24 protein-coding genes are annotated in these 24317 nt (G+C 31.5%); 14 read left to right on the top strand and 10 right to left on the bottom strand.

The features are described 5' to 3' along the window. Positions 1-5: 5 nt before the first annotated feature. A complete protein-coding gene (locus MHM83_RS02915; RefSeq protein ID WP_167712583.1) occupies positions 6-695 on the bottom strand; it encodes a LytR/AlgR family response regulator transcription factor in 690 nt (229 codons plus the stop codon). Then, the gene (locus MHM83_RS02920; RefSeq protein WP_239178329.1) at positions 692-1495 is read right to left on the bottom strand and encodes a sensor histidine kinase; all 804 of its coding nucleotides are present in this window, start codon (positions 1493-1495) and stop codon (positions 692-694) included. The genes MHM83_RS02915 and MHM83_RS02920 overlap by 4 nt, the downstream gene beginning before the upstream one ends. Before the next feature lie 365 nt (positions 1496-1860). On the opposite strand from MHM83_RS02920, the gene MHM83_RS02925 reads away from it, so the two are divergent. Continuing rightward, on the top strand, positions 1861-2244 hold the full coding sequence (locus tag MHM83_RS02925) for a DUF1573 domain-containing protein (protein ID WP_239178330.1): 384 nt from the start codon (positions 1861-1863) through the stop codon (positions 2242-2244). A gap of 236 nt (positions 2245-2480) precedes the next feature. Here MHM83_RS02925 and MHM83_RS02930 read toward each other — a convergent pair whose 3' ends face one another. The 7 genes from MHM83_RS02930 to MHM83_RS02960 form a co-directional block, all read right to left on the bottom strand. Continuing rightward, positions 2481-3236 (bottom strand): succinate dehydrogenase/fumarate reductase iron-sulfur subunit, encoded by a 756-nt coding sequence (locus MHM83_RS02930; protein WP_047788102.1) that lies wholly within the window; start codon positions 3234-3236, stop codon positions 2481-2483. A gap of 10 nt (positions 3237-3246) precedes the next feature. After that, a complete protein-coding gene (locus MHM83_RS02935) occupies positions 3247-5262 on the bottom strand; it encodes a fumarate reductase/succinate dehydrogenase flavoprotein subunit (protein WP_047788103.1) in 2016 nt (671 codons plus the stop codon). Between the two features lie 12 nt (positions 5263-5274). After that, positions 5275-5952, bottom strand: a complete 678-nt coding sequence (locus MHM83_RS02940; RefSeq protein ID WP_073182389.1) for a succinate dehydrogenase cytochrome b subunit — start codon at positions 5950-5952, stop codon at positions 5275-5277. A 184-nt stretch (positions 5953-6136) separates the two neighbouring features. Beyond that, entirely contained in the window at positions 6137-6721 is a 585-nt protein-coding gene (locus MHM83_RS02945) for an alpha-ketoglutarate-dependent dioxygenase AlkB (RefSeq protein ID WP_239178331.1), read from the bottom strand. A gap of 6 nt (positions 6722-6727) precedes the next feature. Continuing rightward, positions 6728-7417 carry an alpha/beta fold hydrolase gene (locus MHM83_RS02950; RefSeq protein ID WP_073182391.1) on the bottom strand — a complete coding sequence of 230 codons (690 nt, stop codon included), beginning with the start codon at positions 7415-7417 and terminating at the stop codon, positions 6728-6730. A 4-nt stretch (positions 7418-7421) separates the two neighbouring features. Continuing rightward, positions 7422-8039 carry a DUF6973 domain-containing protein gene (locus tag MHM83_RS02955; RefSeq protein ID WP_239178332.1) on the bottom strand — a complete coding sequence of 206 codons (618 nt, stop codon included), beginning with the start codon at positions 8037-8039 and terminating at the stop codon, positions 7422-7424. A 5-nt stretch (positions 8040-8044) separates the two neighbouring features. Next, entirely contained in the window at positions 8045-8845 is an 801-nt protein-coding gene (locus MHM83_RS02960; protein ID WP_073182393.1) for a S24 family peptidase, read from the bottom strand. 313 nt (positions 8846-9158) lie between these two features. Here MHM83_RS02960 and MHM83_RS02965 point away from each other — a divergent pair, with 313 nt between their 5' ends. The 13 genes from MHM83_RS02965 to MHM83_RS03025 all read left to right on the top strand — a co-directional run bounded on the left by MHM83_RS02965 (position 9159) and on the right by MHM83_RS03025 (position 23835). Further along, on the top strand, positions 9159-12710 hold the full coding sequence (locus tag MHM83_RS02965) for a hypothetical protein (RefSeq protein ID WP_239178333.1): 3552 nt from the start codon (positions 9159-9161) through the stop codon (positions 12708-12710). A gap of 235 nt (positions 12711-12945) precedes the next feature. After that, the gene (locus MHM83_RS02970; RefSeq protein WP_239178334.1) at positions 12946-15513 is read left to right on the top strand and encodes a hypothetical protein; all 2568 of its coding nucleotides are present in this window, start codon (positions 12946-12948) and stop codon (positions 15511-15513) included. 5 nt (positions 15514-15518) lie between these two features. Beyond that, positions 15519-15860 (top strand): hypothetical protein, encoded by a 342-nt coding sequence (locus MHM83_RS02975; RefSeq protein WP_047788113.1) that lies wholly within the window; start codon positions 15519-15521, stop codon positions 15858-15860. A gap of 113 nt (positions 15861-15973) precedes the next feature. After that, positions 15974-16117 carry a hypothetical protein gene (locus MHM83_RS02980; protein WP_239178335.1) on the top strand — a complete coding sequence of 48 codons (144 nt, stop codon included), beginning with the start codon at positions 15974-15976 and terminating at the stop codon, positions 16115-16117. 229 nt (positions 16118-16346) lie between these two features. After that, a complete protein-coding gene (locus MHM83_RS02985) occupies positions 16347-16634 on the top strand; it encodes a hypothetical protein (protein WP_239178336.1) in 288 nt (95 codons plus the stop codon). Positions 16635-16973: 339 nt separating this feature from the next. After that, positions 16974-17405, top strand: coding sequence for a TIGR02594 family protein (locus tag MHM83_RS02990; RefSeq protein ID WP_159610655.1), 432 nt, complete (start codon positions 16974-16976; stop codon positions 17403-17405). Next, on the top strand, positions 17398-17826 hold the full coding sequence (locus MHM83_RS02995; protein WP_047788116.1) for a phage holin family protein: 429 nt from the start codon (positions 17398-17400) through the stop codon (positions 17824-17826). The genes MHM83_RS02990 and MHM83_RS02995 overlap by 8 nt, the downstream gene beginning before the upstream one ends. A 68-nt stretch (positions 17827-17894) precedes the next feature. After that, positions 17895-18512 carry a hypothetical protein gene (locus MHM83_RS03000; protein WP_159610656.1) on the top strand — a complete coding sequence of 206 codons (618 nt, stop codon included), beginning with the start codon at positions 17895-17897 and terminating at the stop codon, positions 18510-18512. 104 nt (positions 18513-18616) lie between these two features. Then, positions 18617-20596: a hypothetical protein gene (locus MHM83_RS03005; protein ID WP_159610658.1), complete on the top strand. Its 1980-nt coding sequence runs from the start codon at positions 18617-18619 to the stop codon at positions 20594-20596. Positions 20597-20825: 229 nt separating this feature from the next. Next, positions 20826-21425: a hypothetical protein gene (locus MHM83_RS03010; RefSeq protein WP_239178337.1), complete on the top strand. Its 600-nt coding sequence runs from the start codon at positions 20826-20828 to the stop codon at positions 21423-21425. Positions 21426-21570: 145 nt separating this feature from the next. Further along, on the top strand, positions 21571-22416 hold the full coding sequence (locus MHM83_RS03015; RefSeq protein WP_239178338.1) for a helix-turn-helix domain-containing protein: 846 nt from the start codon (positions 21571-21573) through the stop codon (positions 22414-22416). A 395-nt stretch (positions 22417-22811) separates the two neighbouring features. Then, on the top strand, positions 22812-23369 hold the full coding sequence (locus MHM83_RS03020) for a carboxymuconolactone decarboxylase family protein (RefSeq protein WP_047788122.1): 558 nt from the start codon (positions 22812-22814) through the stop codon (positions 23367-23369). Between the two features lie 103 nt (positions 23370-23472). After that, positions 23473-23835: a cupredoxin domain-containing protein gene (locus MHM83_RS03025; RefSeq protein WP_073182403.1), complete on the top strand. Its 363-nt coding sequence runs from the start codon at positions 23473-23475 to the stop codon at positions 23833-23835. 47 nt (positions 23836-23882) lie between these two features. On the opposite strand, the gene MHM83_RS03030 is transcribed toward MHM83_RS03025, so the two are convergent. Continuing rightward, positions 23883-24305, bottom strand: coding sequence for a hypothetical protein (locus MHM83_RS03030; protein WP_073182404.1), 423 nt, complete (start codon positions 24303-24305; stop codon positions 23883-23885). Between the last annotated feature and the right edge of the window lie 12 nt (positions 24306-24317).

Raw genomic sequence — 24317 nt, forward strand, 5'->3', positions numbered from 1 at the left:
ATAACCTATTGATTCTTAATTTTTAAAAGAGTCAATAGGTTATTTTTATAAGTTCTACCAATAGGAATTTTGATGTTTTCTATATAAAGAAAAGTTCCTGTATATTTTTCAATCTTTTCTAAATTTACAATATATGATTTGTGTATTTGTACAAATTTGTTTGAATTTAGAGTTTCATTCCAGTTTTTTAATGAATCTATAATCGTCAATTTTTTTGATGAGGTGATAAAATGCACATAGTTTCGATCAGATTCTAAGTATAAAATATCGGCTAGATATACTTTATGTATAATTTTATCTATATTTAAATAAGTAGCTTCTTTTTCTGAAGTTTTTGATTTTAATAATTGACTTTCTACTTTACTAATTGCTTTTAAAAAGCGATCAAAAGAAAAGGGTTTTACCAAATAATCAACAATTGTTTCTAACTCAAAACTATTTACTGCATAATCAGGATATGCAGTTGTAATAACTATTTTAGGAGGGTTTTTAACTGTTTTTATAAAGTCTAATCCAGAAATATCAGGTAAATTAATATCTAGAAAAATAACATCAACAGTATTGTTTTTCAGAAACTCATTAGCTTGTATGGCTGTTTGAAAAGCATGTACAATTTCAGTATCTGGAATTTTACCGATATACTTTTTCAAAATAGCTTGCGCAGGCAACTCATCTTCAATAATTATACATTTCATAATTGATCTATTTTCAGTTCTATAGTAAAAACATCTCCTTTTTGATGAATGTAAAGAGAATGATTATCTGGATAAATTAATAGCAATCTCTTTTTTAAGTTTTCTAAGCCAATGGCTTTGGTATTTTTATTTGTGTTTATATTGAATTGATTACTACTTATTAAATGTAATTGATGGTTAGTAACGTTGATAAAAATACCAATCTTACTATATGCAATGCTATGTTTAAAAGCATTTTCAATAATGGTAATTAAAAGGAGTGGAGCAATTTGGTATTGATTACTATCAGTTTTATAATGGTAATCAATTTCTTTCACTCCTTCAGTTCGAATTTTTTGAAAATCGATATAGTTTTGTATGAAAAGTAGTTCTTTTTCAAGAGAAACCTTTTCAGAAATTGTCTCATATAAGACATGTTTAAGGTTTTCTGAGAGTTTTAAGATTAAATCAGGGGTTTGGTTAGGTTTGTCAATAGAATACGCATAAATCGTGTTTAAATTATTTAAGAGCACATGCGGATTTATTTGTGATTTTAAAAATTTCAACTCCATTTCTGTTCGTTCTTGGGTTGTTTGTGCTAATTTTTCTTGTCCGTCTAAAAACTTAAACAACATCCATATAAAAGAGAAAAATAATAGAGGGACTAGAGTTTGCCATAAATAATCGCTTAAGCACTTCATAATGGAACATCCACAACGTGCAAAAACATTACAGTATAGTTGAGTTGCTAAAACAGAAATAAGAACAAAAGCAATTCCGTATAACACATACCATTTCTTTTTAACGAATAGCGGTAACAATAGTTGATTGTTAGTATATACGATAATGATAAGAATAAAAAAGTACTGTAAAAAAGGGTTTTCTGCCCAGTAATACTGGGTAAATACAAAAAGAGAGATAAAGATAAATAAAGCCCAAAAAAGTAGGTGGATTAGAATTTCAGCGCTATGTTTTTTTAAAAGGCTCATTGTGTATTTCAAAGTAAACAAAATATAAGCTGTAATCAAAGCAGAAAGTACCAACGACATTTTTCTTTGTATCAATAACATGTTATAAGTTGTTTGTACATGTTTTAAAGTAGTGTATACGATTAGTTTTTTTATGGGGATATATTAAGATAAATTCGAAGAAATAAAATATTTATTACTAACTAAAAATATTAAAAATGAGAAATACTGTATTATGTGTAATTGTAGGATTAATGGCAATCATGGCAAACGCTCAAGAGTTTCAATTTGAAACAGCATCAATCGATTACGGAAAAATTAAACAAGGCGCTGATGGGGTTCGTGTGTTTGAGTTTACAAATATTGGTACTGAACCGTTGATTATAAAAGATATTAAATCCACTTGTGGGTGTACAGTTCCTAAAAAACCAGAAAAACCAATTATGCCAGGTGAAAAAGGGCAAATAGAAGTATTATATGATACAAGAAGAGTAGGAGGGTTTTCAAAAGCCATTACGATTATATCGAATGCTAAAGCATCTAGAAAAATGTTAAAAATAAAAGGGCATATTGAAAAAGAGAAAGAAAAAGATAGAGTTTAATAATTTAAAAGCCTGAGTTTATAAGCTCAGGCTTTTTATCTCTAATTGGAGATATGATTGATTTAGTAATAGATAGCCCCCCCGGATTACCATATTGTAATCATCGGAGACAAATGTATATGCTTTTCATTTCTTTAAATTTAAAAAAGGCATAAGTGTGTAAATATTAAGTATAAAAGAAGGTATAAAAAAACCGAAGCATTAGCCTCGGTTTTTTTATGTATAGGTGTTTTATTTTATCCTTTAAAGCTAGCTTTTAAGAACTCTGAGTTCATACGAGCAATGTTTTCTAAAGAAATTCCTTTCGGGCATTCAATTTCACAAGCTCCAGTATTAGTACAGTTACCAAAACCTTCTAAATCCATTTGAGCAACCATGTTTTTAACACGCTCAGTCGCTTCAACCTGTCCTTGAGGTAATAAAGCATATTGAGATACTTTTGCTCCAACAAATAACATGGCAGATGAGTTTTTACAAGTAGCAACACAAGCACCACAACCAATACATGTGGCAGCATCCATGGCTTTATCAGCATTTTCTTTAGGAACCAAGATAGCATTCGCATCTGTGGTGTTTCCTGATGTGTTTACTGAAATATAACCGCCTGCTTGTTGAATTCTTTCAAAAGAACCTCTATCAACCACTAAATCTTTAATTACTGGAAAAGCAGCAGCTCTAAATGGTTCAATTGTAATAGTATCTCCATCGTTAAACATACGCATGTGCAACTGACATGTAGTTACTCCACGATCTGGTCCGTGTGCTTCACCATTAATGTACATAGAACACATACCGCAAATTCCTTCACGACAGTCGTGGTCAAATGCTACAGGCTCTTCACCAGCATTAACTAATTGTTCGTTTAATACGTCCATCATTTCTAAGAAAGACATATGCTCGGAAATATCGGTCACCTTATATTCGACCATTTTCCCTTTATCGTTCGCTCCTTTTTGTCTCCAAATTTTTAGCGTAAGATTCATGTTACTCATATCTCTTTTCTTATTTGTATGAACGTTGTTTTAGTTCAATATCGTTAAACTCTAATTCTTCTTTGTGTAATACAGCATCAGCTGGTTCTCCTTTATACTCCCAAGCAGAAACGTAAGCAAAGTTTGCATCATCACGTTTTGCTTCTCCTTTTTGAGGTCCGTCTAATTCAACAGACTCTTCTCTAAAGTGTCCTCCACAAGACTCAGTTCTGTTTAAGGCATCTTTAGCAAATAACTCTCCTAACTCTAAGAAATCAGCAACTCTTCCTGCTTTTTCTAATTCTGGGTTCATTTCATTTGCACCTCCGGGAACTGTTACATTCTTCCAGAAATCTTCACGTAACGCTTTAATTTCAGCCATCGCTTCTTTTAAACCTTGTTCGTTACGTGCCATTCCACATTTTTCCCACATAATTTTTCCTAATTTCTTGTGGTAGTAATCTACAGAATGCTCTCCTTTATTGTTAATAAAGAAATCAATACGATCTTTAACCGCTTTTTCAGCTTCTTCAAATTCTTTAGTTTCAGTTGAAATTTTACCTGTACGGATATCGTTAGATAAATAATCACCAATTGTGTAAGGTAACACAAAGTATCCGTCAGCCAAACCTTGCATTAATGCAGAAGCTCCTAAACGGTTAGCACCGTGATCAGAGAAGTTTGCTTCACCAATAGCATAACAACCATCAATAGTAGTCATTAAGTTATAATCTACCCAAATTCCACCCATGGTGTAGTGAGTTGCAGGATAAATCATCATTGGTGTTTTGTATGGATTGTCATCTACAATCTTTTCATACATTTGGAATAAGTTCCCGTACTTAGCTTCTACTATTTTTTCACCTTCAGCAATAATTTTCTCTTGTGAAGGGTTTTTAATTCCATGTAATTTACATTGCTCTTTACCATAACGCTCAATAGCTGATTTAAAATCTAAGTAAACAGCTTCACCAGTAGCATTTACACCATAACCAGCATCACAACGCTCTTTTGCAGCACGAGAAGCCACATCTCGAGGTACTAAGTTACCAAAGGCAGGATATCTTCTTTCTAAGTAGTAATCTCTATCTTCTTCAGCAATTTGAGTTGGTTTTAATTTTCCTTCTCTAATAGCTAATACATCTTCCATTTTCTTAGGAACCCAAATACGACCATCGTTACGTAACGATTCAGACATTAGGGTTAGTTTAGACTGATAGTCTCCCGAACGAGGAATACAAGTTGGGTGAATTTGCGTGTAACAAGGATTCGCAAAGAATGCTCCTTTTTTGTGAACTTTCCAAGCAGCTGTAGCGTTAGATCCCATTGCGTTGGTTGATAAGAAATATACATTTCCATATCCACCAGAAGCAATTACTACTGCATGTGCAGAGTGACGCTCAATTTCACCAGTAACTAGGTTACGAGCAATAATACCACGAGCTTTTCCATCAACAATTACCAAATCTAACATTTCATGGCGATTGAACATTTCAATCTTACCACGAGCAATTTGACGGTTCATTGCCGAATACGCTCCTAATAATAACTGCTGACCAGTTTGACCTTTCGCGTAGAAGGTACGAGATACTAATACTCCACCAAACGAACGGTTATCTAATTGACCACCATAATCACGTGCAAAAGGAACTCCTTGAGCCACACATTGGTCAATAATATTTGCAGAAACCTCAGCTAAACGATAAACGTTTGCTTCACGAGAACGGTAATCTCCACCTTTTACTGTATCATAAAATAAACGGTAAAAAGAATCACCATCACCTTGATAGTTTTTTGCTGCGTTAATACCACCTTGTGCTGCAATAGAGTGTGCACGACGAGGTGAATCTTGGTAAGCAAAAGCTTTAACGTTATATCCTAATTCTGCTAACGTTGCAGAAGCAGAACCACCCGCTAAACCAGTACCCACTACAATAACGTCAATTAAACGTTTGTTAGCAGGGTTTACCAAGTCAATTTTATCTTTATAAGTTGTCCATTTATCTTTTAATGGACCTTTTGGAATTTTTGAATCTAAAGTTGCCATACTTGTTGCGTATTAGTGATTGAAATGATGAAATAATGCAATAATTACGAATCCTAACGGAATTAAGATTGCGTAAAGCTTACCAAAAGTTTTCAATCCTTTAGTATATTTATTATTTGCTCCCACAGATTGGAAAGCAGAATTAAATCCGTGTAATAAATGTAATGCTAAGAAAACAAAAGCAATTACATAAGCACCAACTCTAATTGGGCTTAAAAACTTGTGCTGTAGTTCGTGGAAGTATCTAAACTCACCATCGTGTAAACCACTCCAGTCACCTTGAATAAATTTGGTGTTGATTTCTGGAAACCAAAAATCGATAAAGTGTAATACAATAAAAGCTAAAATAGCAGCACCACTGTAAATCATGTTTCTACTCATCCAAGTAGAGTTTGCAGCTCCATTATTTTTAGCATAGCTAACCTTACGAGCACTTTTGTTTTTAATTTCTAAGACGAATCCCATTACAAAGTGAAATACCACACCAAATATTAAAATTGGTTGCATTACATATTGAATTAACGGGTTTGTTCCCATAAAGTGCGACAGTTTGTTAAATGTAGCTCCGTTATCTGGAAAAATCGAAGTAATGTTAATTGCAAAATGTTGTAATAAGAAAAACATCAGGAAGAATGCCGAAAGTGCCATGGCAAACTTTCTTCCGATAGAAGATTTTAGTAATCCGCTCATTATTTTGTTTATTGATTAAATAATAGCACAAATTTAAGAGGATGACAGTACTTGAACAAACTTTACGAATTGTTTTCTTAAATATTTAGAATGGGTTTAAATAGTGATTTAAGAAAACAGTTTTTTTGATATTTGTAGAGGAAAAAATGAGAGTGAATTTAAGCTTTTTTTCATGTATGGGGTTTCAAAAACCGTATTTTCTAAATGTTAAATTTACTCTTGGGTTTAAATATTCAGGGTTTTCGGGTAGGCTGTGTTCGTAGTATTCTTGACAATCTTTTTTCATAACTAATAAACTCCCATGCTCCAGAAGTATATTGTTTTCAATCATCGTTTTATTTTCTCGAAGATAAAACATACGTTCTTCACCTAAACTAAGGGAAGGAATAATATCAGTATTTCCAAAAGCAACTTTATCTGAATGATAATCAATGCCAGAATTTCCATTAGGATAATAAATACATACACAAGTTTTAAATTCTTGTCTAGTGTGTTCTTCAACTTGCTTTTTTAAAGGAAGCATATATTTTGGCCATATCATAGTGTTTCCCCAAGCTGATTTTTGAAAAACATTTTTCTCCATTAAATCAGGGTCAATAAACATTAATTTACCAAAGTTGTATTTAATTACCTTATCAGATGAAAGTCTCATTTCCATCATATTTGTAAGTTCAGACAGGCTTATTAATTGTTTAAATAACTCTGTAGCATCTTTTTCAGTTAAAAAATTAGGGCTGTAACTGATAACATTGTTAAGGCTGGTTAACATTTTATATTATTCGTTGATGGTTAGGTTCATTATTGATGCCAGTTCTTCAGGTTTTTCAAGAGGAACCATATGACCACAATTTTTAATCATTACGTATGTTCCTCTTTCAGTTTTATTGGCAAACTCTTTTAGTTTTTTTGGGTTGATAAGCGCATCATTTTCGGCAGCAATAAAAAAGATAGGGATGTTTAAATTTAAAACTTCTTGTGAAATATTTAATCTAGTTGAAGTTGCTTTTAACTGACGAAGTAGTACGTCTTTTCCTAAATCGGCATCCATTTTTTTAATAACAGAAATAATTTCGGAATTACGGTGATTATCTGGGTGTAAAAACTGTTGAATTCTTGCTTGAGAGATTCCTTTGTAGGTGTGTTTTTCTAAAAAGTCAATAGTGCTTTTTCTTAGTTGAATTTCTGAATCACTCAATCCATCAGTATTGGCAGCAACTACAACTAACTTTTTTACTTTTTCAGGATAATGAGCACTAAAGTTCATAGCGGAAAACCCACCTAAAGAAAACCCAATGATAGTGGCTGGTTCTTCAACGTGATTCAGTATCATTTGATTAATTTCCTCAAAAGAATTAGCAGGAGTAATATCAATATGGACTGGCAATATGTTTTTTAGTTTAGGAAAAACATATTGCCATAAATCTACCGTACACATGGTGCCTGAAATTACATATACTTTTTGCATTTATCTATTTATAATTAGAGCTAACCAAACATTTGTTATTCTTCCACTTGCCAATTAATATTTTTTTTGAAATAACCTCATTATTACAAGTTAGAAAATTACCGTTTTTATCTTTTTTAATAATTTTTAATTTTCCTTGATGAATGGCATTGATTACTCTGTAAATCAATCCATTTTTAGGAAGGTTACCACCTTTTTTGGAAAGTGTTAAACCAACTTCGTTGTTAAATAAATCCATTTCTGAAGAAATCTGATCAGGAATAACACCGTCCTCTAATTTTCGCTCTTTGTATGTTTTATAGTTATCTTTTTCGTGAGCTTTACCAAGTGAACGAGCTGCATTTTCTCCAATTTGTTGTCGTAATAAAGCCATCCAAAAAGCATGACGAAATGCATCTACTTGTCCGCCTGCATGATCTCCGTCTAGTAGGGGAGAAACTCTTAGAGAGTCACTTACTCTTGATGCTTCACGTGAAACAATAAAAGCTTTTTTTGCTTTAAAAGGATGGAGTAGTACCCATGTTTTTTGAGCTCCTTGTAGTTTTTTAAATTGTTGCCAGTTGGATTGGGCGCTGGTGTAAAAAGGGAGTAAAAGAACTAAAAAAAGCAGTTTTTTAAGCATAAAAATTAATTTTTACTGCTAATTTGCTCTTCTAATTCAACAATTTTACTTTCTAAATCGTGTAATCTATCATAAACATCAACAGGTTCAGGCATTTGTTTAGAGGCGAACATAGTTACATACCAAACTTCCATAATTTCCTCAGCATTTATGGTATAAGTAGGGTAGTTACCATCTTTATTATCACTTTTTAAAATAAGTTTACCTCTTTCTTCTATTCTATTAATTACACGTTTTAAAACAATACCATCATTCTTACTTACAATTACATATACACGACCATCTTTAATATCATGTAAATTTTCAACATATTTTCCAAAAACTAAATCTCCATCAAAAAAAGTACGCACCATAGAGTTTCCTTGTACTTCAAAACAACGAAAGGTGCCATTGTTAAGATGAGGCATATTAAAAGAAGGAAGTTGTTCTATATAATTTGAATCTCCATAACCATTTAAATAACCAGCTCTTGCTTGTATAGGAACATAAACCACGTTTTCATTACCTGAAGAATTCACAGAAACAACCTGAGGAACTCCAGAATATGTTTGAATATTTGTAGGTTCTGTTTTTAGCATTATATCACTTTTTCCAAATAAATAATCAGGATTAATGTTGAATTCATTAATAATAGAAGTAAGAACATCGTAACCAGGTTTTGTTTTTTTTCTACTACCGTCAGATTGAGGCCTCCCATTAATAATGCTATCTATAGTGGTTCCAGTAACACCTATTTTTTTTGAAAAAGAAAAGTTATTTAAGTTAAAAGCATCTCTAATTGCTGCTATTTTTTCGGAAATTCCCATAACATTTTATGTTTTTACATATTGCAAAAATAATTAAACTTTTGTTTGTTTAAATGTGTAATATGTTTTATATTTGCCTCGTTAATGAATTGCTAATATACAAAAAAATTGTAATAATCAAACATTTGTGTGGTTTTAGCGATTGTGTTTTTAAGATTTCAACTTGATTTTCTTCACTTTTTTGAAATCTATACTCGTTTATTCAAACATTTTTTTGAATAAAACAAAAATCAAGAAAAAAAGAACTGTTAGAAAAGCAACTAAACAGGGCTCTTTTTGAGCTTGATTAAAAAATTAATTAAATTTTATAAAAATGAGTAAAAAACCAATCAAATCAAACCTATTTAGGTTTGTAACATTACGTAGTCCACAATTAATTGAAGACAAAGAAACTGGATTTGTTTCCTTTCCAGAAGAAAAAAAAGCAGAAAGTTTAGCTTTTCAAGCAATACAAGGAGCTACTACAGATGAAGAAAGAAAAACAGCATTAAAAGGAGCTTATAGTACGAATTTTACACCAATAGCTAGTAGGGTAGAGATTAAAAATTTACACGAAGCGTTATATCAGTTTTCTGGATGGTTAGTGCGCAATAAGACAGTATTATCGTATGCTGGTATTGATGCTAATTTATATGCAGCACAAGAACTTACTGTTGATGAAGAGTTAGTTTTATGGGAAAACTTATTTCATCAAACCATTAATAAGGAATCGGCTATTGTTCGAGAAGGACTGATTCAAATGTTGGTAGCGAATAAGTTTTTAAAAGCATTTAATGTATTTACTAACAGCTTTTCACAAGAAACAGAGGGGGAAATTGTTTTTACAGAAGAAAATGAAAAAGAATTTGTACGTAGAGCGAATGCAAGTGTTATTGTGCCTAAAGAAGTGGTTATTTCAGATCAACAATTTGAAGGAGGAGCTACAAACATAAGTCCTAGTTCATCAGAGTATTTGACATCTAGTTTACAGGTTGAGATGGCTAAAACACGTTTACAACAATATGAACTAGGTTTAAAGGAAATTGAAAAAGCTGAGTATGTTTATAATAAAAGTGAGCAGGTACGATATAAAGAAGCTTTACAAGCTCATGAATTAGCTGTAGAAGATATAAAAAACGCAGCTCAACCAACGATTCAAACAATTGTAGACGCTAAATCAGGATTTGAAAAAAGATTAGAAATATATCCAGATTTAGAATTGCCTAAGTTTGAATTTGAAAAAGCAGAAGAGATTAGTAGAGCTGCGGACGGTACAACGACAACTACTTTTCAGTATTCAGAAGGGACTAAAGATTTATTAAATTCTGAAGGACTCAAATTATATGATAATTTTTATGAGGCAAAAACGGTTCTTAGACAAAAAATAAAAGAAGAGAATCAGAAAATTTTAGAAAACACTCCAGAAAAAGTGAGAGCTGTTTCTATTCAAGGAGGTACTCTAAATTATAACCTTAGTAAAAGTACACCACTGTACTCTTATTCGGGAGATGTTTTTGGTCAAATGGGGAAAGGATCAAAAATTATTATGTTTTTAAAGGTTGAAGATTCTACTAATGTAAGAGTAACACAGGCAAGTTATACTTTAGATGATGTTGATGCTCAGGTACCGTATACTGGTACTTCATTTAAGAGTAGTCCTGCTAGTTTTGATGATACGTTGTTACGAATTGAGTTATTTCCAGAAAATTTACAACAGTTAATTTCAGGACCTGTATTTGGTTTGAACGGTAGTTTTGTTTTAAGTAACGGAGTGTCGTTAGAGTTTAAAAACATTATGTTTCAGGTTAAGTTTGATGATGGGTACTATGAAATAACTAACAATTTTGTTGGTCAATGTATAGTTAGTGGTAATGCTTCAGGGGATACAAGTAATGATGGAAAAGGTGTTCTTTATGGAATATCTCAATTAGGAGTAGCAGATTTTAGGCGAGTAGAACAAGAAGTGTGTTGCTATGTGCCCGGAGAAGTGTCGCACATAGAAAATATCATGGCACGCGAATATAAAGAACGTTCTACTAGGGACTTAAGAGTTTCAGAAACAACTACGGAAACAACAACAGAAAAAGAAGTAGAAAACTTGACGGACACTACCTCAACAGAACGTAATGAAATGCAAAACGAAGCGTCGTCTATTGTAAATAGTGATAATGCTACTAGTTTTGGAGCAAATGCAAGTGTGTCTGCTGAATTTGCTAAAACTAGATTTTCTGCAGGAGCTAATTATAATAACTCTTCATCAACTTCTGCTTCTGATTCTAATTTACAAGCGCAAACGTATGCTCAGGAGGTAACAGAAAGAGCTTTAGAACGTGTGGTTCAGAAAATTAGTACCAAACGTACGTCTCGTATATTACGAGAATATGAAGAGAATAATACTCATGGATTTGATAACCGTAAAGGAGATAAACACGTTACAGGAGTGTATCGTTGGGTAGATAAGATTTATAAGAATAAGTTGATAAATTATGGTAAACGCTTAATGTATGAATTTGCGTTACCAGAACCTGCGAAGTTTTATATTGAATCATATTTGAAAAATGGCGGAGAAAATGAAAAAACACCAACAGGATTTGATATTTTGGGAAAACCTGTTCATCCAAGTGGTTTAAGAATGTATGCGATTAATAACTCAAAAGAATTAAACCAAAACAATTATCAGTATTTAGCTTCGATTTATAATGCAGAGGTTGAAACCGCACCAGTTAATGAGATTTATGTTAGTGAATCTTTTAAATTAGATTCGACTAAAACTATTAACGCTTATGAATCATCTTCAATTGAAGGGGATGTAAAATTACCTGAGGGTTATGAGTCGGTTGAAGTTAATGTAAGTTATACAGGTGTGGAGGATGATAAAGCTGCAAATGCAAAAGGGTTCTTTATTAATGTAGGAAGCATTAAAATAACAGATAGAGAAAATCAACCGAAGTTGCATAAAGAGGTTACTAGAACAATGTCAGGACATACAGGTAATGTTGCTGTTTCTGCTACACAAGTTGATTTTTTTACAGGTAGTTTAAATGTAGTTATAAAGTGTAGGGTAGATAGAAAAGGTATTGAAAAATGGCAAAATGAAACTTATAAAGCTATTATAGATGCTTATAATGAGCGTTTAAAAGAATATGAAGATTTAAAAAAATCTCAAGAAACTGAAAAAGAGCCTAATGAAAAGAAAAAAGAACTAAGTTCTCAAATAAACCGTAGTATTGAAAAGCGTGAATTAAAACGTATTGCTATCGATTTAATGACAAAACCTTTTGATGTTGTTACCGCTCAAGATAATTATAAAGAAGAAGGTAAAGAAGTGGATGCCAAACATGTTGTAAGAACGGCTAAATTTCAAAAGCACGCTGAAACAGTTAAGTTTTTTGAACAAGCATTTGATTGGGAAATTATGGCGTATACATTCTATCCTTATTTCTATGGAGCAGAAGGTAGTTGGGATGCTAATTTTGAGTACAACGAAGGTAGCGATCCTATTTTTCAAGCCTTTTTACAAAGTGGTATGGCAAGATCAGTAGTACCGGTACGTCCAGGTTTTGAAGAAGCTGTAAACTGGTATATGAAAACTGGTGAAATTTGGAATGGTCAAGGAATGGTTACCGATATGGATGACGATTTATATGTTTCTGTTGCAGAAGAAATGCAAACTATTGAAGGTGAAGTAGAAGGTGCTTGGGAAACTCGTGTACCAACAACGTTAACCGTGTTACAGGCAGATTCTGTAGTATTAAATGAAGGAGGTTTGCCGTGTAATCCAGACTGTGAAGGTCAAGGCTTATTTGATGTAAGTACCTATAAGATAGGAGATGGACCAGATGGTGTAGATTACGATATTGTAGGCGATACCAACAATGTAGCATAAGTGCAGTAAAAATGTTTGTTAAACAAACATTTTTCTATACACACAGTCACAAACCTCACCCTATATTTTTTTACGTCATTACGAAAAAAAATGAAGCAACCTATGTATCAAGAGTTTTAAACTTAAAGGGTTGCCAAGTATAGCTCGTAATAACACTTCTAATACTCTTCTCTTTGCTTTAAAAGAGAAGAGCTGGGTGAGGTTTGTTTTTTATTAATTATAAAAAATAAAAAATATGCATGCTCATGAATATGGAAGCAAACATTTTAAACACAAAACCAATTTTAAAGATTTGGTGGTGTTTTCAGATGTTCAGCAACAAAAAATAAAAGAAACTGCAGTTCCAAGTCCCAATATATATGTAGAAATAGAAAAAGGAGTAAAAACTGCAAATAAATGGTTACTACATTTTAATAGTCGATTGTCTGGTGAATATGGAGATTTTTTTCTAGAAAATAATTCGCCTTATGGGCAAATTAATAAACTGCAATATGAAGAAAATGATGAAAACTTTGCATTTATTCAAAATACCATTGTTGATTTTCAAAACGGAACATTGCCTTATTATAAAATTAATGAAAAGTTTTATATCCAACTTGATAATAGTATCGATTTAGAGGAGGTAATTGTAAATGCAACCCCTTCACCAACTACCAGAGATGTTAAAAGTATCCAATATGAAGCTTTTACAACTGTATTTATTTCTGAAGATGGAGCGCAATTATTACAAGCTTATGAAGCGATACAAAATGTAAGTGCACACGAGGTAGTTATTTTTATTGAACGCAGTTCAGGAAGTAACCTTTTCGGAACAGTGTTTAGAATAAAAAAAGGGAAAAATGTAAATTCTCTTATAGAAACGAACAGAATTCGCATAGCGGAAATTGTTAGAGCTTATGGAGTAGATGTATTTACGAACGAGCTAAGTAAAATGCTGGAACAAGAACTTAAAAAATCAACAGAGAGCGATTTTTATTTGGTATTGAAAAAAGGAGGGCAAATAGTACGTTGGGGAGCGGATGTTACTTTAAGTAACTTGTCTAAATTCTTAAAAAGCTCAGGCGAAGAAATAGGTAAGTTACAGTTAGGTGAAAGCTATTGGAAAACAACGGATGAAGGAAAAGAGAACTCAAAATACAATCCGTTATTGCCCAAGTTTAATATTAATGAGAGTTTTTCTTCCGAGGAATTGGCAAATTCAATTTATAAAAATTATGTAGTTCCTGTTGAAGCTCCAATTGTAACGTTTGCAGAGCGATTTAACAAACATTGGTTGTTTAAAGAGCTTATGCCTTTTAAAAGTGAACGTATTACTAAGTTATTTAAGCACGTACCAGGCATACTTAAAGAGTTTTTAGATGGTGTAAAAGAAAACGTACAAAACACCTACGATTTTATTAACGGATTGTTAGTAGGGCTTATTAATAGTATTATTGATTTCTTTAAATCTATCTTTGATATTTTAGCTATTTTGGTAGATGTTTTAAACGGCGTTATCCAAACAGGAAAGTTCTTTGAAAAACCAGGTCATTACCTACGTTTATTAGCAGAAGGTTTTGAAAACCTTATCGATTTAGTACTCAATACCTTCACGTTAACAAACCTAAAAGCATGGATGCAGTTTTTAATAGAAATGCCTATAACTACTGCTAAACTATTAATAGGTTTATTTGTTAAGGCATCCAATACAAAAATCACGATAGATCCAGGTGCTTTAGGGTATTATATAGGGTTTTTGGTTGGTTTTATAGCTTCGGAAGTAGTACAGTTTATCGCTACTGGAGGAACAGCCAATATAGCCAAAGCAACCAAAGCAGTATTAAAATCGTATCAAGAGTTAGCGAATGTAGTAGCTAAAAAAGTGGTAAAAACAGCAGAAATAACAGTAGATGTAGTTTTAGCTGCGATTAGAAAGCTTAAAGAATTTGCTAAAAACTTTGCGAAACATTTAGATAATCTTAAAAAATGGATTGGAGAGTTTATAGAGAAGCTTGTGAGTACAGCAAACCAATTATTTAAAGGCTTCGAAGCTGTTTTAGAATTATTGTATGATTTGGGAATTGTTATTTTTGAGAAGCTAGATCCTAATACAGGAGAAGTTTTAGTAAGCCCTGACGGAGTTATTTACACTGTTAAGCAAGGAGATAAAACCATTTTAGAAGGGACTGAAGATGCTATTCGGAAATTTGCTAAAAAGATTGATGAAATTCGTTCCAGCGGAGGAAATAGCAAAAAGAAAGTTCAAAGTTATTTGGATGATACTTGGAAGTATTTTGATAAGGTGGGAGCGTCACAATTTCTTTATAAAAAAACTAAAGAAATGATTAACCTGTATAAAACAGGAAGAAAAGTGGATTTTGAAAAGAATGTGAAATATTTAAGTAAATCTGAGGTTGATGAATTAGAGATTTTTGTACAGTATGATAAGATAGTTGATGTTAAAGGAAACCTAATAGATACAAATAATAGTATTTCGATAGCGGAAGATGGTTTTAAGGCTATAACAAATAGAGCGATTTTTGTAATGTCAGATAGAGGAGAAATATATCTTTCTAAGTTGAATAAATATGGTGAATTTCATCATTCGAGTTTTTTACAAGGGGGAAAAGTTTCTGCGGCGGGAGAAATTGTTATAGAAAAAGGTGTTATAAAAGAGATTACAAATAATAGTGGGCATTATCGTCCTCTTTTAAAAGATGTTAAAGAGAATATATTAAAAGAACTAGAGAATAGAGATTATTTATTTCATAATGGCTTAGTTGGTGAGGAAAAAGAAATAGTAATAAAATTTATAAACTTTTAGAAAAAATGGAAGAACAAAAAATAGAAGAAGCTTTACATTCTGCAATTTACGGGAAAAATATAAAAAAAATTAAAGAACTTAAAGATTTCTTTAAAGATATAGAGAAAGGAGATATCTCAGGTATAGATATTGAGCTTTTAAAGAGTAAAAAAGAAATATTTAGATGGATAGTGGATAATCCAAATTATGATTTTAATAAACTGTTTGATAATTATTTTTTGATTAATAATAATTATTCTAATAATGATATTTATGAATATGCAAAACTGTTTTATGAAAGGATTCAGTTTTTTATAGATAAGTATGATAAAAAGGAATTTATTATAAAGTATGAAGATTTTGATTAAAGAGTTTTAATATATTTATTAAAAGCCATCATTAAAAACGAGTACATATTTTCTATAAGCTAAACATTGTCAAGGAAACGAATTGAGGTAATCTTAAATTAAGGAGTAAAAAAATGATTTATACAATTTTTGGATATACTCAAAAAGATAAAGCTAAATTAGCTGAAATTCTTTCAGAAAAATTAGAGATAGAATTAGTTAAAGATTTTTATGAGGATGAAGATCCCTATGTTTTTTTCGAAAAGAAAAGAGTTTAGTTGATTATTTATGTATTAAGAAGCAATTTAGAGTAGGTGATTCTTAGGGTAATGATTATCATAAAATTTGTCCTTGGGCTGTTGAGATAAATTTTACTAGTCTATCAAGTTTTGAAAACACTTCGCGAGCAGAAAAGGTAAGAGAGCTTTTAAAGGATTTTTCTGAAATTAAGGAAATTGATTTTCGGAATGGAGTATAGATGTTTAAGATGTGATAATTAAGTAAATTATGATTACAAAAGAAGAGGCTTATAAAATAGCTTTAGAAGTTTTAAAGAAAGAGGATATTGAGTATTTCAGTATAGATGATGTTAATGACATTAGATTTGAGTCTAAAGAAGAATTAGGGTATCCCATTCCAGTTGGAAAATTTAAAGGAGAAAAAATAGATCTTTTTATCGTGACTTATGGTGAGTATTGGGGGCTTGAAGAACGAAGCATGTTTATAGATATAAATGCCGAAACAGGGGAGGCTTTATATATTACTACTCCTCATGATTTTATAGAATTGGGATAGAAAAACTCTTTTAAAGGTTCTTTAATAGAATTTAAGAGATAGAAATAAAAACCGCCTAAAAGTTAGGCGGTTTTTTTATGTAAAAAGTTATAGGGGATTTTCAAGAATATCTCTAAATTAAAACATAATGCAAAATACTTGTAATTTGTTTTGTTTTTAATTGTAATATGTTGTATATTTGTCTTGCTTTTCTAACAGTTCATTGTTATTTATTAATCTTTAATGTAAGCAGAAACGAAAAAAAAGTTATGATTAACCCCTTTCAGGTCTAGAAAAAGAAAAAGAATCAACAACTTACAAGTTTTGTCTGCAAACGCTTTAAAAAAATTAAACATTTGTATGAATAATTTAATATCAGTAGCGTTATCGCAATATGGAGTCAAAGAGGTGAAAGGCTCAAAAGATCATCCTCAAATTATAAACTATTTTACTTCATTAGGTTTTGATGGAGGAAAATTTAAAGATGAAACCGCTTGGTGCAGTGCCTTTGCAAATTGGGTAGCTAAAAAAGCAGGTTATGAACACACAAACCAGCTAACTGCACGCAGTTGGTTGTCGGTAGGAGACTCTACTACAAATCCAGAACCAGGAGATGTGGTGGTTTTATGGAGAGAAAATCCTAGTAGCTGGAAAGGACATGTTGGGTTCTTAATTAAAGAAACCAGACGATATGTGTATCTATTAGGAGGTAATCAAGGAAATAGTGTAAGTATTAAAGCATATCCTAAAAACAGGGTATTAGACTTTAGAAAACTAAAAAAGAATGGATAAATTTTCGCATTTCATTTTTTGGTTGCTTGCTTTATTGTCGCCTTTAAATGGAGTGTTAACTACCATGATGTTACTAATCGTAGTTGATTTTATTACAGGAGCCTATGCCTCTTTAAAATTACAAATACCTATAAAAAGCGAACGAATTGGACATACCATTTCTAAGTTTGTTATTTATAACTTGGTAATTATATCAGCTTATTTTTTAGAAAAACACATTGTAAATGAAGTTCCTTTTTTAAAAATAATAGCAGGATTTATAGCTATTACAGAAACAAAGTCAATTTTAGAAAACTACAACAAAATTTATGGAGTAAACCCCTTTAAAGCATTGCACAGTTTGTTAAAACAAGCGGGTATGCAAGGTACCTTAGAGCAAACAACCGAAAAACAAAAAAACAACGACAAAGAAAAAGTTTAGTCGCTAACACTTTTTTTAGCGACTCTTTTTTATCAAAAACAATTTAAAAACGATAAAAAAGAACAAAAATGAAACAAAACAAAGAAACATTAAAACAATTTTTTGAAACAGGCGACAAGCCAACCCAACAACAATATTCCGATTTAATTGATAGCTATATCGATGCCAAACAACCCGAAGGAGAACCCAACCGAAGGTTTGTAATTGACGAAACAGGAGAGGTAAGTGTAACTTCTGAACAGCAAGTTCCAACTTACCAAGCAGGAACTAATATTATGATTGATGAAACAGATCCTTTACAACCAGTGATTAATACAGCTCCTAGAGTTAATATTACAGAAGGTGTATTTACACCTAGTTTTTTTGCTACAGGATCTTCATTTTCAGTACAACAAGTAAAAGGTGAGTATTATACTATTGGAGACCGTGTTTTTGTTGATATAATATTATCAGGCGTAACGTCTGATGGTCAAGCTACTTATGGAGAAGTATATATAGCACCTAACATTGATGGTTTCCCCATTGGTGTATCTGTCTCAGGAACCGTTTATAATATACAAGCTCATGAGAATTATGGTTGTTATGTAAGACATGATTTAGGAAGAGTAAATATTAAAGATAGGGTTTGGGATAATGAAACGTTATACATAAACTTCTCATATACATCAAAGGAGATATTAAGCTAGTTGTATTAAAAATAATTAACAAAAAGTATAGCCACTAGCAAATCCAGTTTTTAGCGGCTCTTTTTTATCAAAAACAAATTTAAAAACGATAAAAAAGAACAAAAATGAAACAAAACAAAGAAACTTTAAAGCAATTTTTTGAAACAGGCGATAAGCCAACACAACAACAATATGCCGATTTAATTGATAGTTATATAGATGCCAAACAACCCGAAGGAGAAGCCAACCGCAGATTTGTCATTGATGAAACAGGAGAGGTTAGTATTGCTTCTGAGCAACAAGCACCTGAATATACATTATCTCCCATTTCTGGAACTAACACCGTTGATTTATTAAAAGATGGCGTAAGCGTTTCACAAATTGACTTAACGCCTTATTTAGATAATATAAATTTAGCACGATTGGTAAGTGGAGAAGTACAAGGAAACAACCTTATTGTTAAAAGAGATGATGATAGTGCTTTTAGTATTGATATATCTTCATTAGTGGGGACTATTGGAACAGAGCTGTCAGTCATTGAAACGACTTATGATGACTTATTAAATTTAATATCAACAAATAGTTTAGTACCAGATCAAGAATACTCTTTTGATTTTAAAAATATCTATAAACAGATTGATACAGATGTTATTAAGCAAGATTCACCTGTTGAAAAACTAGTCGTAAAAGCAGAAACTAATAATACTTTATTTTCTACAGCAAGAAGTTTAACCTATGTAAATGATAAAGTTGAATATGATGTATCTACTGTAACATTTGATGGAGTAGATGAGGCAAACAGTCCTGTAACAAATATAGCTAACCAAGGAACTATTTTGAATAGGATTGACAAGGAGTTAGAAATTGAAACTCCTTACGATTTTAGAACAGAAAAATTTGTAAGATATAAAGGTTCAATACCTGTATATGATTCATCAATTAGTTATCCTAGATATAGTTTGGCAAAAGCTCCAGAAGATTTGAGTTATATGAGAGTAGCTTATAAAAATGATAATTCTTCTGCAGGTGACAATATAAATAACCTGTTTTATTGGAATAGGCAACCTTTTGGTACTACAACTACTTTTTTTGAAGACTATAATTACACAAAAACTAAAGCTTACATGAATATTGTTATTGATGTAAACGACTCACAAGAGTATTTAACTTTTTCTAATACAGCAATTCCTACAAAAGAACAAGCTTGTAAGGTAAAGCTTCATAATAGAAATATAGTGATTAAAGGTAAAGCTTTTGATTGTGAGATAAAGTATGTTAATTCAGAATATAATGAAGGAGTTACTATAACCAATTGTACAGAAGTTAGACTGATGGTAGGTAGAAATGAAACAAACTCTTCAGCAGCACCTGGTACTGTTTTTTTAGGAAGTATAACAGAGATGCAAAAAAAGTTGGTGAATATAAGTGGAAATACAGTAGTTTTTAACTTAAGTAATTTAGAGATTCTTAATGGAGAAACAGAATTAAGTAAGGGGATTGATAGTGCACCTGACTTGTTTATATCTTATGGTTACATTAGTAGTATAAACAACTCAATATTTCTTAAAAGTGATAACGCGAGCAATAGAGTTAGAATAATAGGGACTATTGTTAGAAGAAGTTTAAGTGGAATATTTAAAGGAGACATTGAATTTTGTTACTTTATTAATAACGTAAGAAGAACAACATTTAATAATACGGTAAACGGATTCACTTGTTTTGCTGAATTATATAATGTAATTTTTAATGGAAAAATAAATTCTTTTAAACTACAGTTTGATGAAAGTACATACGTTCCCATTAGTGAGTCTTACACTAATTTAGTTACATTTAAAGAATGTATATTTAATACATCTATAAATGACTTTGAAATAATTTACCCTAAGAATAAGGTAAGCTTTTGGGGTGCGAAGTTTAATATAAAAGAATTAACAGGTAGGTTAAATATACCTTCAGTAAGTGCGTACAGTGGAGATAAATATAATTATAACTTTAATTTTACTAATTATTATAAGCAACCAGATGATAGTATAGATTTATACTATCAAGATATTGATGCTTCAGGAGTTGCAAGAATGGTTAAATTTATTCCTCAATTGGTTTGATAGAGAGAATAACCAAAAACCAAAGTCTAACCCCTAACAATCGTTTTTAGTGGTTCTTTTTCCTGTTAATTTTTAGTGTTTGGTGTCATTTCGACGAGATATGAGGAGAAATCTCATCTTTAAGAGATTTTTCGTCACTCATTCTTCGCTCTTTGAACTGACAAACATTTTTCTAATACCAGTTATGATTTCAAGTTGTAAATGGTATAAAATCTAAAACAAAAACATCATGAATTTTTTTAATAACAAAACCGATAGGTTGCTATTGGGGGTTATTATAGTGCTGTTACTTGTCAATCTTTTTAATAAAAGATATCAAAAAACAAACCCACAAACCCCCAAAATAACCGTAGTAAAAGACACCGTTTGGCAAACCAAAATAGATACGTTTAAGGTACAAACCATTAAATACCAAAAAGTGTATGTCCATAAAAATGATGTCACCAAGATTGTAAAAGACACCATTTTTATCAAAGACACTAACGATTATGTAGCCGCAAAAATATACCGAGATACTTTAAAGAATGCCGATATAGAAATTTATAACTACGATTTGGTAAAAGGAAAATTGTTAGATAGTCAGTTATCGTATAAACTCAAAGTACCCCGAGAAATAACTATTACCAAAACGATTGAGCATCCAAAAACCTACAGAAGTGGCTTGTATCTCTTTACCGAAATAGGAGGAAACCCACAAACCTTTGACAACCTCAGTTTCGGACTGCAATACAATCGAAAAGGAAAATGGTTTGCTAGTTACCGATTAAATATCAACCAACTCAATCAACCTACCCATAATGTAGGTGTAGGGTATCGATTGTTGAATTAAAAGAATTAATTTTCAACCATAGAAGTTAAAAATTCGTTTTAATACCCGAACAATAAACTATTCGGGTATTAAAACGAATTTTAAGTTTTTAAAAAACTTGTCAGCTCTCTCTATTTTTTTCGACAAACAATAAAACTATGTATAAATGGCGGTACAAGATATTCAAAACTACTCCTATCAAAATATTTTTTCGTTGCAAACAGTTCAGTTTGAAGAATCATGTGTAGTAAACTCACCACAGCAAATAAATCAATACAAAGTATTTTGGATAAAAGAAGGAACAGGTAAGTATAATATCGATTTTAAAAGTTACTCTTTTGAAGATGGAGTATTATTTTTTTTATCACCAGGACAAGTATTTTCAGTAGATTCCGAAAAAATTAAAGAAGCCTATCAACTTAGTTTTACAAGAGATTTTTATTGTATTCAAAGACACGATGCAGAGGTATCATGTAATGGAGTATTGTTTAATAATATATATGAAACACCTTTTGTAGTACCTTCAGAAAAAGAAACGCAAAAATTAGATTTTATTCTTCAAAACCTAAAAGAAGAGTTTGAGTTAGAAGAAACAGCCCAATACGATATGCTACAATCGCTTTTAAAACAGTTTATTGTATATTCAGTACGAATAAAAAAAGAAAAAGATGTTGTAAAAGAGAGTGTAGAAACCAAGCTTTTTAAAGATTTTAGCCTATTGGTAGAGCAAAATTTTAAAAAGATACACCGAGTTACAGGATATGCTTATCGGTTAGGCTTATCACCAAAATCACTAACAAAACACCTTCAAAAAATAGGAACGGAAACTCCAAGCGACTTTATAAAAAACAGAATTATTACCGAAGCAAAAAGACTGTTGTTGTATACAGATGACTCTATTAAACAAGTTGCTTTTGATTTAGGATTTAATGATCCTGCGTACTTTTCTCGGTTTTTTACCAAAGCTACAGGGCAATCGCCAAAACAATTTAAAAGAAGTTATAGCTTATAAAAGAAAAAACCACGCAACGCGTGGTAAACTACACAACTAATAAAGTTTTTTGTTACACTAATACAAACAACCTTTTCGACGCCTTAAAAGTACTACTATAAACGTGTTGTTACGTTACCTGTATTTTACGAAACCATAAATAAAAAGCTAGTTTTTTGTAAGAAAAATGTTAGCAAAAATAGCTTGTCCAAGTTTTAAGAACCTTTGTCCATTTTTTAAGGTCTATTCCTGTCGCACCTTTGTATCAGAATTCAAAAACAACGAATTATGAGAACAGAAATTAACCAATGCCCTAATTGTTGGGGATATCAAGAATACGATGAGCAGTTTCCTGAAAGAGAATTATGTAACTGTGAAAAAATAAACTAAAAAGACAACTTTAAAATAGTAAAATTATGAGCACAAGAATTGAAACTTTAAACCCAGAAACCACAACAGGAAAATCAAAAGAATTGTTTGATGCAGTTCAAAATAAGTTAGGATTTATTCCAAACCTAATTAAAGTAATGGGAAATTCACCAGCACTTTTACAAAGCTATCTAAGCTTGGGAGAATTAAATGGAAGCGGGAATTTTTCAAACAAATTTAGAGAGCAATTAGCATTAGTTATAGCAGAAGAAAATGAATGTAACTATTGTTTATCAGCACACACGGCAATAGGAAAAAACAATGGCTTGTCAGAGGAAGAAATTGAACAAAACCGACAAGCAGAGGCTTCTGATGCTAAAACCAAAGCAGGCTTAAAATTTGCACAAAGTGTTACAAAAAACAAAGGAAATGTAAGTTCAGTAGAAATAGCTGAGGTAAAAGCAGCTGGGTATAACGACGGAGATATTTTAGAAATTGTATTAAATGTTGTAGCCAACACCTTAACAAACTATGTAAATCATATAGCAGAAACTGAAGTTGATTTTCCAAAAGTAGAAGCAGGAAAATTCACACAAAGTGCATAAAAAACGAATAGCTCTTGTGGCCTTATTTACAAAGTGTAGTTACGGGGTTTTAGGTTACAGAGCTATTCATCTATAAAAAGTAAAATCATAAAAATCAATAAAAATGAAAAAAGTAGTAGCTATTTTAGTATTATTAGTTGGATTTGCATTTACAGCAAATGCGCAAAAAGCAAAAACCATTTCTTTAGAGCAAACAAAAGGAAAATTCACTCAAAAATCGTTAACTCTTTCAGAAGGAACTTATGTTTTTGAAATTTCAAACAAGAACGTAGGACACGATGTAGGGTTTGTATTAGCGCCAAAAGGAAAAACAGAAGAAAAGCATCATATAAAAAACGCGTATGTAACTTCTTTAGTAAAAAACAACAGTAAGTCAAGCTCTAAAAAAGTAACTTTAACAAAAGGGGAGTACGTGTACTTTTGTCCGCTTAATCCAACACCTCAATATACTTTAACAGTAGAGTAGTGTTTTAATAATTGATTAATAATAAAAAACCCGTTTTTACGGGTTTTTTAATTCAATTTTACAAATCTACTTCCAAGTCCATCGTAGTTATTGTCAGAAATTTCTAAAGTATTTGGTTTTATGAACCTAATAATTCCTGAGAGGACAATTCCTGAAAATTGCTGATCGTTTGAAAGTTGTATAAAACGTTCTTGTTTATTTGAATAAATTGCCTTTTTCATTTCTAGGGTGTATGTACCTTTTGAAATGAGGGAGTCATTTTTTGATATAGAAAACTGATTGTTTTTCAACAAGGTTAATTGTACGTTTTTGTTGAGTGTTTCGGGAGTTTTATGAATATGGTTTCCAAAACCACCATCAGTATTGGTCCAATTCCATGTTCCGACCAAATCGGAATTATCAATCTTGTTTATTTGAGTTGAAGCACAAGAAATCAATGCAAAAGCGAATATATAAAGTAGGGTTTTCATAGTAAAGGATTT

Origin of the sequence: Tenacibaculum sp. Mcav3-52 (assembly GCF_022347665.1) — a bacterium.
GTDB lineage: Bacteria > Bacteroidota > Bacteroidia > Flavobacteriales > Flavobacteriaceae > Polaribacter > Polaribacter mesophilus.